Origin of the sequence: Amycolatopsis sp. NPDC051373, assembly GCF_040689465.1 — a bacterium.
Classification (GTDB): domain Bacteria; phylum Actinomycetota; class Actinomycetes; order Mycobacteriales; family Pseudonocardiaceae; genus Amycolatopsis.
Map to the genome: position 1 here is coordinate 1 of NZ_JBFBAE010000063.1, position 10764 is coordinate 10764.

13 protein-coding genes are annotated in these 10764 nt (G+C 69.5%); 4 read left to right on the plus strand and 9 right to left on the minus strand.

What is annotated here, in order from left to right; genetic code table 11:
• Together AB0383_RS49800 and AB0383_RS49805 are read right to left on the minus strand one after the other, a co-directional pair.
• Positions 1-215: response regulator (locus AB0383_RS49800; protein ID WP_366191676.1), on the minus strand; the 215-nt coding region annotated here is incomplete at its 3' end.
• Between the two features lie 140 nt (positions 216-355).
• Positions 356-853: a hypothetical protein gene (locus AB0383_RS49805; RefSeq protein WP_364190534.1), complete on the minus strand. Its 498-nt coding sequence runs from the start codon at positions 851-853 to the stop codon at positions 356-358.
• 174 nt (positions 854-1027) lie between these two features.
• Between AB0383_RS49805 and AB0383_RS49810 the strand changes: the two genes are divergently transcribed.
• The 3 genes from AB0383_RS49810 to AB0383_RS49820 are packed head-to-tail and all read left to right on the plus strand — an operon-like array spanning position 1028 to position 3523.
• On the plus strand, positions 1028-1984 hold the full coding sequence (locus tag AB0383_RS49810) for an aldo/keto reductase (protein WP_364190537.1): 957 nt from the start codon (positions 1028-1030) through the stop codon (positions 1982-1984).
• A gap of 14 nt (positions 1985-1998) precedes the next feature.
• The gene (locus AB0383_RS49815; RefSeq protein WP_364190539.1) at positions 1999-2883 is read left to right on the plus strand and encodes an NAD(P)-dependent oxidoreductase; all 885 of its coding nucleotides are present in this window, start codon (positions 1999-2001) and stop codon (positions 2881-2883) included.
• 1 nt (position 2884) lies between these two features.
• Positions 2885-3523: a TetR/AcrR family transcriptional regulator gene (locus AB0383_RS49820; protein ID WP_364190541.1), complete on the plus strand. Its 639-nt coding sequence runs from the start codon at positions 2885-2887 to the stop codon at positions 3521-3523.
• Positions 3524-3722: 199 nt separating this feature from the next.
• On the opposite strand, the gene AB0383_RS49825 is transcribed toward AB0383_RS49820, so the two are convergent.
• Positions 3723-3920: a hypothetical protein gene (locus AB0383_RS49825; RefSeq protein WP_364190543.1), complete on the minus strand. Its 198-nt coding sequence runs from the start codon at positions 3918-3920 to the stop codon at positions 3723-3725.
• Between the two features lie 107 nt (positions 3921-4027).
• Here AB0383_RS49825 and AB0383_RS49830 point away from each other — a divergent pair, with 107 nt between their 5' ends.
• Positions 4028-5242, plus strand: coding sequence for an MFS transporter (locus AB0383_RS49830; RefSeq protein ID WP_364190545.1), 1215 nt, complete (start codon positions 4028-4030; stop codon positions 5240-5242).
• Between the two features lie 203 nt (positions 5243-5445).
• Here AB0383_RS49830 and AB0383_RS49835 read toward each other — a convergent pair whose 3' ends face one another.
• From AB0383_RS49835 to AB0383_RS49860, 6 genes are all read right to left on the minus strand, one after another.
• Complete coding sequence (locus tag AB0383_RS49835) at positions 5446-5949, minus strand: PhoU domain-containing protein (RefSeq protein ID WP_364190555.1); 504 nt, start codon at positions 5947-5949, stop codon at positions 5446-5448.
• Complete coding sequence (locus AB0383_RS49840; protein ID WP_364190547.1) at positions 5950-6102, minus strand: hypothetical protein; 153 nt, start codon at positions 6100-6102, stop codon at positions 5950-5952.
• 768 nt (positions 6103-6870) lie between these two features.
• Complete coding sequence (locus AB0383_RS49845) at positions 6871-7092, minus strand: DUF2188 domain-containing protein (protein WP_364190550.1); 222 nt, start codon at positions 7090-7092, stop codon at positions 6871-6873.
• Between the two features lie 157 nt (positions 7093-7249).
• Positions 7250-7945, minus strand: a complete 696-nt coding sequence (locus tag AB0383_RS49850; protein ID WP_366191680.1) for a GAF and ANTAR domain-containing protein — start codon at positions 7943-7945, stop codon at positions 7250-7252.
• Positions 7946-8371: 426 nt separating this feature from the next.
• Positions 8372-8713: a thioredoxin family protein gene (locus AB0383_RS49855; RefSeq protein ID WP_364190553.1), complete on the minus strand. Its 342-nt coding sequence runs from the start codon at positions 8711-8713 to the stop codon at positions 8372-8374.
• A gap of 1 nt (position 8714) precedes the next feature.
• Positions 8715-10724 carry a cation-translocating P-type ATPase gene (locus AB0383_RS49860; RefSeq protein WP_364190558.1) on the minus strand — a complete coding sequence of 670 codons (2010 nt, stop codon included), beginning with the start codon at positions 10722-10724 and terminating at the stop codon, positions 8715-8717.
• Between the last annotated feature and the right edge of the window lie 40 nt (positions 10725-10764).

The window sequence follows — 10764 nt, forward strand, 5'->3', positions numbered from 1 at the left end:
CCGTCGGCGCGCAGCACGCGGCACACGCCGAGCCCGTCGACGCCGGGCATCATCACGTCGAGGATCAGCACGTCGAAGCGGTCCCGCCGCGCCGCAGCCAGCGCGGCGACCCCGTCGGTCACCTCCGTGACCCCGTAGCCCTCCAGCTCCAGCGCGCGCAACAGCGACTCGCGGATGGCGCGGTCGTCGTCGGCGAGCAGGACGCGGGGCGGCATGCCGCCATCATGCCTGGCGACTTCGTGAAGGGCACGCGTTAGTAGTCCGCGCGCTTCCGCAGGAGACGGCGGACCTGCGGACGCTTGCCGTGACAAGGTGCGTACGAGGCGGAATCCGGGATGCGACGCCGATCGTGTGCTCAGCTGATCGCGCCGAGCGCGGCGCTGACAGTGGTGATGATTGCTCCGCCCATCGCGATCGCGACGAAGGAACGGATGAAACCGGTGCCGAAAAAGCGCCACCTGATCCAGGCCAGGCTCACCAGTTCGAAGGCGATCGTGGCGAGGGCCACTCCCAGCGCCGCGCCGTAGGCAGGGATCAGAAACGGCAGGGTGTGCAGCACGCCGCCGAGGAACGTGCCCGCTCCGGTGATCGCGCCCCGCAGGTAAGGATTCCCACGCCCGGTCTCCTCGCCGGTGTCGGACAGCCCCTCGGAAAACGCCATGCTGACACCGGCGCCGATCGCGGTGGCCAGTCCGGCGAAGAACGCGTAGAGCGGCTGGTGCGTGGCGAACGCGACGGCGAAGACGGGCGCGAGGGTCGACAGGGAGCCGTCGATCAGCCCGGTCATCGCGGGCTGCGCGCGCTGCAACAGGAACGAACGCTTGTCCCCGAGGGGAATGGCAAGGACGGCCATGGCCTCCTCCTTGTGATCAATTACAGAACTGGAAGTTTCGTAATGTGGCAACTGCCAGAAGCCTCGACCTGTTCCGGGAAGTAGCTCCCTGTGTGACAAGGCAGACAGGTGCATGCGGTGGCGAATAACGAAACTAGGCGTCTAGTTTTGATGGGAGACAGGAAGGGGCACATCATGAAGACAAACCTTGCGACAAGCCCGCTCGGTGGCACCGGGATGGACATCACCCGGGTCGGTTTCGGCGCCTGGGCGATCGGCGGCGGTGGCTGGGAGTTCGGCTGGGGACCTCAGCAGGACGACGAGTCGGTCGCCGCGATCCACCGCGCCCTCGAACTCGGGGTCAACTGGATCGACACCGCCGCCGCGTACGGGTTCGGCCACTCGGAGAGGATCGTCGGCCAGGCGCTGCGCGGCGTCGATCACCGGCCGTACGTGTTCACCAAGAGCTCACTGCTCGACGACGGCACCGGCCGCGTCCGGCACAGCCTCGAGCGGGACTCGATCCTGCGCGAGGCCGAAGCGAGCCTGGAACGGCTCGGCGTCGACGCCATCGATCTGTACCAGGTGCACTGGCCGATCCCGGACGAGGACATCGAGCAGGGCTGGGCGGCCATGGCCGAGTTGAAGGACAAGGGCCTGGTGCGGCACATCGGGGTGTCCAACTTCAGCCTCGAGCAGTTGCGTCGCGTGCAGCAAATCGCGCCGGTCGAGACGATCCAGCCGCAGTACTCGCTGATCGAGCGCGAGGTCGAGGTGCAGGTCCTGCCGTTCGCCGAGGGGGCCGGGATGGGCGTGCTCGTCTATTCGCCGATGGGCTCCGGTCTGCTCACCGGGGCGATCACCCGGGAGCGGATCGCGGCGATGCCCGGCGACGACTGGCGCAAGACCGACCCGCGGTTCACCGAGCCCCGGCTTTCCTGGCACCTGGCGCTGGCCGCTCGGCTGCGGGCGGTCGCCGAGCGGCACGGCGTGACACCCGGCGCGGTCGCGGTGGCCTGGACGCTGCGCCACCCGGCCGTCAGCGGCGCGATCACCGGGTTCCGGCGGGCGTCGCAGGTGGACCCGATTCTCGCCGCGGCGGACCTCGAACTGACGGTGCAGGACCTGACCGAAATCCAAGCAGTGAAGTAGGAGAAGTGATCACGATGACCGCGATCGGATTCATCGGACTCGGATCGATGGGCGCGCCGCTGGCCGGCCGCCTGCTTGAGGGAAACCAGGTGTACGGGACCAACCGGACCCGTGCCAGGGGCGCCGCGCTCGTCGAGCGCGGGCTGATCTGGCGGGACACACCGCGCGAGGTCACGGCGGCGGCGCAGGTCGTCTTCAGCATGGTCACCGACGACGCGGCGCTGGCCGCGATCACCTCGGGACCGGACGGGATCGTGGCCGGATTGCGCCCTGGCCTCGTTTACGTCGACATGAGCACGGTGAGCCCGCGGGCCAGCCGCGAGCTGGCCGAACGCGTTCGCGCCACCGGCGCCACCATGATCGACGCGCCGGTCTCCGGCAGCGTCCCGGCGGCCGAGACCGGGATACTGACGATCATGGTCGGCGGTCCGGACGCGGCGTTCCTGGCGGTCGAACCGCTGTTGCGCCGGCTGGGCGCCACCATCGTCCACGCCGGTACGAACGGGCAGGGGCTGGTGCTCAAGCTGGCGATCAACATCAGTCTCGCCACGCAGATGCTCGCCTTCAGCGAGGGCCTGCTGCTGGCCGAGCGCGGTGGGATCGACCCACAGGTGGCCGCTGACGCGATGGCCCGCTCGGCGGTCGGGTCCCCGATGTTGCAAGCTCGCGCCCCGCTCGCGCTGGACCTGCCCGAAGAGGCATGGTTCGATGTGATGCTCATGCACAAGGACATCCGTCTCGCCCTCGAAGCCGCCCGCGAGTCCGGGGTCCCGGCGCCTGCCGCCGCGACCGCCGACCGGGTACTGAGCCAAGCCGAGGACCTGGGCTTCGGGCACCGCGACATCGCCGGCCTGTTCCAGGTGCTGGCCCGGATGGTGCCGGGCGCGAAGGCGGCGTGACATGACCACCGAGAGCCCGCAACGCGGCCGCCCGCGCAGTCAGGAGGCGCGCCAGGCCATCCTCGCCGCCGCCGCGGAACTCCTGCTGGCCCACGGTCTTTCCGCGGTCAGCATGGACGCGGTCGCGGAGCGGGCCGGGGCCAGCAAGGCCACCATCTACCGGTGGTGGCCCACCAAGGAAGCGCTGGCCCTGGACGCGTTGTACACCGACTGGGCCGCCGCGAGCCCGCACGCCCGGGACACGGGCACGCTGCGCGGCGACCTGCTCTCGCTGTTGCGCCCGTGGGCGCGGCTGGCGAGCAGCCGGCCCTACGCGAGGGTGATCGCGGCGCTGCTCGCCGAGGCGCAGAACGACCCGGTGTTCGCCGCCGAGTACCGGCACCGCGTGGTCGAACCGCGTCGCGACCAGGCCGCGGCGATTTTCCGGCGCGCCATCGACCGCGGCGAAATCCCCGGCGACATCAAGGTCGACGTGGCACTCGACCTGCTCTACGGCGCGCTCTACCACCGGCTGCTGCACGGCCACGCACCCGTGAACGACCGGTTCGTCCGGGAGGTCCTCGACATGGCCCTGAGCGGCATTCAGCCGGAGAACGTCGGAAGGCCTACAGCTGACGGACAGCCTCACCAACCCCGCTGACCGGACGACCCACCCTTATCGTGGTATTCGCGGATGAGGGCGACGGCGGTGGGTATCGCGTCGGGCGATGACGTCCACGACGTTCAATTCTTTGTTCAGTGATCGGCGGGATCCGTCCACATCCTTCGCCGCTTTCCCAGGCGCAACCGCAGGAAGGCGACTGCGGCGAAGACCGGCTGTGGCCTGGCGCGGGTCGGTGTCAAGGTGACGAGACGGCTTGCGCTGAGATGGAGGGACAGGACGCGATCGATGGTTCGCCGGTGATTTTCGCCGCCTCTGCCCGGTACTCGGCGATCCGGGTCACGTCGACGTAGGAAATGAAGTAGTCGGGGCCGGTGCTGGTGAACACCAGCACTTGGACCGTGGCGTCTGCCTCGATTTCCTGACGGGACTCCACGCCGTCAATTAGCACTCATCACGATAAGTCTAACCAAGACTTTTCGTTCGACGAAATGAGTTCGCGCGGGGATTGTCGGAAGTACCAGACCTCTTAGAAAGGCAGCCATGCTTGACACCGTTTCGCCCGTCGTGTCCCGTGCGCGCCTCAGCCACGGCTGGGGATTCCGCGTGATCGCCGTGGCGTTCGCGGCGTCCCTGGCGTTCTCCACTGTGCCGACCCCGCTCTATGCGCTCTATCAGCGCCGGGACGGGTTCCCGACCTTCGTGGTCACCCTTGTCTTCGTCGCCTACGCGGTGGGCGTGATGGCGAGCCTCTACCTCGCCGGGCACGTAAGCGACTGGCTCGGCCGGCGCCGTGTGATCGTCGCCGCGATACTCGCCGAGGCGCTGGCGGCCGCCCTCTACCTGGCGTGGCCGGAAGTGCCGGGGCTGATCCTGGCGCGGCTGATCACCGGTGCCGGGATCGGCGCACTGACCGCCACGGCCACCGCGTACCTTGCGGAGTTGCGCGCCATCGCCCGCCCTGGTGAGCGCACCGGCCGCGCCGGACTGATCGCCAGCGTGGTGAACCTGGGTGGCCTGGGCGTGGGACCGCTCGTGGGCGGCTTGTTCGCGCAGTACGCGTCGAGGCCGCTCACCGCGCCGTTCGAGTGGTACCTGGTGGCGCTGCTGGTGCTCGCGCTCGCCGTGGCCCTGGTGCCGGAGACCGTCGAGCAGTGGGACGAGCGGCCTGCCTACCGGCCGCAGCGGCTCGCGCTGCCGGCCGGCGCGAAGCCGGCGTTCGCCGGCGCGGCGATCGGGGCGTTCGCCGCGTTCGCGATCACCGGGCTGTTCACGTCCCTCGCGCCGACGCTGCTCGCCCAAGGCCTGCACGAGCCCGGGCACCTGCTCGCCGGGGCCACGGCGTTTTCGCTGCTGGGTGCCGCCGCGCTCGGGCAGCTACTGTTCGCCGCGCTGCGGTCCGGTGTCCAGTTGCGCCTCGGGTTCGCGTTGATGGCCGCGGGGCTCGTGGTGCTGCCGGTGGCCGCGCTGCTGCCCTCGCTGTGGCTCTTCCTCGTGGGCAGCGTGGTGGCCGGAGTCGGGCTGGGCCTGGGGTTCCGCGCTTCGGTCGCCACCGTCGCCGCGCTCGCCGACCCGCGTGCGCGGGGCGAGGTGCTCGCGGGGCTGTTCCTGTCGGCGTACGCGGGGCTGGTGGTGCCGGTGCTCGCCGTGGGGTTCGCGCTGGTGTGGGTGTCGAGCCCGGTGGCGCTGCTGGGGTTCTCGGTCGCGGAGCTCGTGCTGCTCGGCTGGTCGGCGAACCGCATCCTGCGACGGGGCTGACCCGGCTCGTTACTCGGCGGGCGCGTCCGGGCCACACGGCACACTGTGCTTGTCGGCACCGTTATAACGGAGAGATTCAGTGTGTGAGAGCGGGGCTGCCTGTCGAGGAGGCCTGGGAACAAGGGCGGCTTGGGCGCGGCGCCGGGGGCGTAGCTGGCCGGGCCGGACTCACTTGACTGTGGTCAGGCTGACGTGGTGCCGAGTTAGGTGTGGGCGTGGAAGGGAAGTTCGCCGGTGGCGGCGAATCCCAGTCGGTTGGCGACGGCGACGGCGTGGTCGCCGAAGCGTTCGTAGAACCGGGCGAGCAAAGCGAGGTTGATGGCTGTCTGGACGCCGTGAGGCCACTGGTCGCTGGTGATCAGGGCGAGGACGTGGGCGTGCCTGGTGTCGATGGTCTGGTCGAGGTCGGCGATGTCGGCGAATCCGCATGGGCGCTGGCGGTCGATCAGCTCGGCGAGTCGGTCGGCCATGCCGGCGGCGGCGTCGGCCATCTCGGCGAAGTCGTATTCGAGCTGGGCGGGCACGGCGTGGTGGGGGTGGGCGAAGCGGGCTATGCCGGCGATGTGCGCGGCGAGGTCGCCCATTCGTTCGAGCCGTTCGGCGCAGTCGATCGTGGCCAGGATGGTCCGCAGGTCGTGTGCTTTGGGTGCTTGGAGGGCGAGCAGGGCCTGGGCGTGTGACTCGCAGTCTGCGCGGGCCCAGTCGATTTAGGCGTCGGTGGCGATCACCTGCTCGGCGAGGTCGAGGTCTGCGGTCCGCAGTGATCTGCTTGCCCGGCGGGTCGCTTCGGCCGCGAGCGTGCACATCAGCCTCAGCTGTGCGCTGAGGCGGTTCAGCTCGTCGTGAAAGCTCTCGCGCATGTCCGGACCGTGTCCCTCGCCGGCCAGCCGAACCCCAGCCTCGCGGCGTTGTGGCGGCACTCGCGTAATGCGGCCCGCCGGCAGGTGAGGGGGTGAACGCCTGCCGGCGGGTCCGACGCGCGCCATGCCACCGCGCCGCGTGTCCACGATTGTCGTCTCGGTGCGGGGTACTGGCGCCGTGGGTTACAAGATCTTTTGTGGTGGGCTCGTCTCGACCGAGACGGACGTCTAAGGCGACGAGACCGAGCAGAACGGCCGCATGTTCGCCATCCACGCCGCGATCGCGCTCGTCGGTGCCCGGACCGAAGCTCACCCTGCACACTGCCATGGAAAAGCCGGGGCGTGATCGGCATGGCCAAGAGCATCCTCGTGCAACGCCGCGATGTGGACGCCACACCCGCGTTCGCATTCTCGTCGATCGGCAGAACCTCCTCCCACGGGGTCACGAAGGTGGCGATGGCGTTTTTGCCGGCCGTGGAGGGGTCGGCGGCACGCCTCCCCAAGTGCTGGCGAACGACGACCTCGACAACTGGCGACAGCTCAACCTCGACGAGATCGACGCCATCGTCGCTTCGCCCGGGCAGGGAAGGCCGGAGCGCGCTGCCGATTTCGGCTTGAGCCGATGGGCCATGTTCCAGGAGGAAGTCCCGCCTGCTCGGGGTCTGCCTCGGATTTCCCCGGAAGGTACGGATGAGGGTAGGCCGTGTTCGTGAAAGGTCGCTGGGTGCACAGGCACAGGTACAGATTTGGCAGTGCCGCGTGGCCTGTTCAGCCGGGGATGCTGCGGGGGTCGTGACCGTAGGTGTTGCGTTCCCCGATCCGGCCGTCCTTGGTGCGGATGAAGTGCTCGACCTTGCGTTCCCGGGCCATATCGCGGCCTCTGGTCTGGGCCGCCTTCTTCGTATCGTGGGTGTTCGCTGCCCGGCGGCTGCCCTCGACCTTGTTCTTCCACTGCCCGTTCTCGAAGTAGGTCTCGATGTCACCTTTCACGGCTCGCGCTCCTCTCCCCGGTCGCCGGTGCGCCGGTACCTGAGCAATACCCCCAGGCACCGGAAGTTGAACATCGACAACGCCGTGACCAGCCCTACCCACCGGCAACGCCGCGACACCCCCGGGCCGGCCGATCCGGACCGGCGTCCGTACGGAGCTACAGCTCGCGACGGTGCCCGACAAGCCAGGCGGCGACGTCGTGCAGTTTGAGGTTGCTGGCCTGGGAGGACTCGACGAGCAACCGGAACGCCTGCACGGGGTCGAGGTCGTGGCGCTGCATGAGGATGCCCTTGGCCATGCCGATGACGTCACGGGATTCAATCGCGGCGTGCAGCTGGGCTTCGGTCTGGGCTCCGGCCAGCGCGATCGCGGCGTGGGTGGCGAACTCCTTCCCGTCCTTCTCGGTCCGGTCGCTGAACGCGTCGACCTGGGTGGAGTAGAGATTCAGCGCGCCCAGGGTGTCGTGGAGGATGAACAGCCGGTAGGACAGCATCGAGCGGATACCGGTCTCGGCGGCATCGGGCGCGAAAGCTGGCCAGCGTCGCTCATCGAGCCGGTTGCCGGTGCGGAAGACGTCGTGCCGGGCGATCGCATCCAGACACGGCCCCTGACCTGTCCGGTGCTGGATCTCATCGATCATGGGCACGACCTCGCTGGTGGGAGCCACGGCGCGGATCCGGCCGTCCTCGACCAGGGAAATCCCGGCGTACTCGGCGCCGTCGACATGGTCCACGGCGGCCTTCACGATCGCCCCGAGGGTCGTCTCGACGTCCGGTTCGGCCTGCAGGGTGCGCGCGATCGCGCCGAGCACGCTGCTGAGGCTCTCGGGCGCGTAGTTGTCAGAATGCGTCACGGACGTCTCCTCCTACGCCAATGGCCGACCACTCACCATATCCAGATGCCCAGCAGCTCGCCTCGTCTACCACTGCGCTGGTCAAAGCCCGCACACTCGGACGTCACGGCATCGGCGTCAGAACTCCCGCGCAGGGCGAAGCGGAATGCCTGGTGCGGGGCGTTCCGTGACAAGCGTCCTTCGCATCTGGCGACAACCTCCGCCAAAAGCTAACCGTGCTCTGAACGCGTGACGAGAGCCGTGGCTGACCGCCGGAAGGGGAATGCCGCGGACGCCAGGCGGCCCAAGGGACTTGTCACGGCCGTCGAGTGTCGGTGGCCCGGCACACGATCAGCGCGACGAGGTGGACCAGAGCAAGCGGTGCGGACGTCGCCGAGGCCGAGACGCCGTGCCACCTTGGTGGGGGGCTGAGCCCACCTCGCTGGCTCATTCCGGCGGCGCCGTTTTGCGGGCGGCATGGCCGTTCTCCGCTGTCGCGAGGGCGCGGCAGAGCTGTGTCAACGAAGGCGTTCCGCTGAGGTGCCCGTCTGGGTCCCGGTACAGCCGGCAGGACAAGCTTGGTGACAGGTCCGGCTCGGCGAACGGGTCCGCGCCGTCGATGAGCAGCGTCGGCGAGCCTGACATGCCCAGCGCCACGGCCTCGGCGTCATCCGTCACGACTTGCCGTTCGAGGTGCACGTCGGGCTGCGCAGCCAGGAACGGGGCGAGCCGCTCGGCCAGCACGGCTGCGTCGGGACAGCCGGGGACGTGTGGGACCTGGATTCTCATGTCACAGCTTCCTCATCGGTGAAATCTGCAGCATGCGCTTCCGCGCCGTGGTCTGGGATTCGGGGGCGCAGCACGCGCAACCGTCGTCCTGCGCCGCTCTCGGCCCAGGCTGAATCTGGTGCGGGGCAATGAGGGCGGGTGTGGTGGTGCCGCGGAGTGGACGGAGTCGTCCGGCACGGACGCCGTTGCCGATGACGAAGACTTCGGCGAGTTCGTGGATGAGCACCACGGTGGCCAACCCGAGGATGCCCAGTGCGGCGAGCGGCACGAGGGTGAGCACGATTGCCGCGGACAGGCCGATGTTCTGCAGCATGATCACCCGGGCTCGGCGGGCGTGTGCCAAGGCTTGCGGCAGGTGGCGCAGGTCGGTGCCCATGAGGGCGACATCAGCGGTGTCGATGGCGACGTCGCTGCCCATGGCGCCCATGGCGATGCCGACGTCGGCGGTGGCCAGGGCAGGGGCGTCGTTGACGCCGTCGCCGACCATAGCGACCGTGCCGCGGTGCCGGTCGCGCAGTTGCTCGATGAGGGCGGCTTTGCCAGTGGGGCGCAGTTCGGCGTGCACGTCGGCGATACCTGCCTGACTGGCGAGGGCGGTGGCGGTGCGGGCGTTGTCTCCGGTCAGCATGGTCACCCGCAGCCCGGCCGCGCGCAGGGTGCGGATGGTGTCGGGCGCTTCGGGGCGGAGTTCGTCACGGATGCCGATCAGCCCGAGCACGGTGCCGTCGTGTTCGATCACGGCCACGGTGGTGCCCTTCTCCTGCAAGCGGGTCACCTCTCCGGACAACGGCCCGGCGTCGATCCAGCCGGGCTTGCCCATCCGGGCCGGGACGCCGTTCAGGCTGCCGTTGAGCCCGGCGCCGGGCACCGTCGTCACGCCGTCGGCGGCGCGTGGGTTCGGGGCGGCGGTGAGGATCGCGGCGGCGAGTGGGTGTTCGCTGTGGGCCTCCAGGGCAGCGGCCACCGCCAGCACCCGCTGCGGGCTGATGTCTGCCGCGGGCACGATCTCGGTGACCACGGGCTGGTTGCGGGTCAAGGTGCCGGTCTTGTCCAGCGCGATGCTGCGGACCGCGCCGAGGGCTTCCAGCGCCGCGCCGCCTTTGACGAGCACACCCAGCCGGCTGGCAGCGCCGACGGCGGAGATCACGGTGACCGGCACGGAGATCGCCAACGCGCAGGGAGCGGCGGCGACCAGCACCACCAGCGCACGCTCGATCCACACCGCCGGATCCCCGAGCAGTGCACCGAGCCCGGCGATGAGCGCGGCGAGGATCATGATTGTGGGTACCAGGGGTCGGGCGATGCGGTCGGCGAGGCGCTGGCGGGTGCCTTTGCGTTGCTGGGCGTCCTCGACGACGCGGACGACCTTGGCCAGTGAGTTTTCTTCGGTGGTGGCGGTGGCCTCGACGGTGAGCACGCCGGTGCCGTTGATCGACCCGGCGAACACCTCCTCGCCTGGCCCGATCTCCACCGGTACCGACTCGCCAGTGATGGCCGAGGTGTCCACGCTGGACTGTCCACTCCGGACGATGCCGTCGCTGGCGACGCGGTCCCCGGCCCGTACCAGCATTCGGTCCCCGACCCGCAGTCGCGCCGGCGCGATGCTGGCCTCGCCGCCGTCGCGCAGAACTGTGATCCGCTCGGGCACCAAGGACAGCAGTGCACGCAGGCCGCGGCGGGTGCGGGCCAGCGAATAGTCTTCCAGCGCCTCGCTGATGGAGAACAGGAACGCCAGCATCGCGGCTTCGGCGAACTGGCCGAGCACCAGGGCGCCGGCCAGGGCGATGGTCATCAGGGTGCCGACCCCGATCCGGCGCCGCCACAAAGCCCGCAGCGTGCCGGGCGCGAAGGTGTAGCCGCCGATCCCGGCCGCGAGCAGATACGCCACTTCGGAGGCCGCCGCAGAGCCGAGCCACCCTGCAACCAGACCCGCGGTGACAAGGAGCCCGGCTAAGGGTGATGCGCCCCGGGTCTGGTGCAGGTCTCGTTGTCTGTCACCGAGCCCGGGCAGGCTCGAAGGGTTGATCGTAGCGTGACGCTTGGTGGCCGGC

Coding starts and splice junctions, on each gene's coding strand:
- AB0383_RS49805 (WP_364190534.1), bottom strand. CDS start 853: ATGGCCGTCCTTGCCATTCCCCTCGGGGACAAGCGTTCGTTCCTGTTG.
- AB0383_RS49810 (WP_364190537.1), top strand. CDS start 1,028: ATGAAGACAAACCTTGCGACAAGCCCGCTCGGTGGCACCGGGATGGAC.
- AB0383_RS49815 (WP_364190539.1), top strand. CDS start 1,999: ATGACCGCGATCGGATTCATCGGACTCGGATCGATGGGCGCGCCGCTG.
- AB0383_RS49820 (WP_364190541.1), top strand. CDS start 2,885: ATGACCACCGAGAGCCCGCAACGCGGCCGCCCGCGCAGTCAGGAGGCG.
- AB0383_RS49830 (WP_364190545.1), top strand. CDS start 4,028: ATGCTTGACACCGTTTCGCCCGTCGTGTCCCGTGCGCGCCTCAGCCAC.
- AB0383_RS49840 (WP_364190547.1), bottom strand. CDS start 6,102: ATGCGCGAGAGCTTTCACGACGAGCTGAACCGCCTCAGCGCACAGCTG.
- AB0383_RS49855 (WP_364190553.1), bottom strand. CDS start 8,713: ATGAGAATCCAGGTCCCACACGTCCCCGGCTGTCCCGACGCAGCCGTG.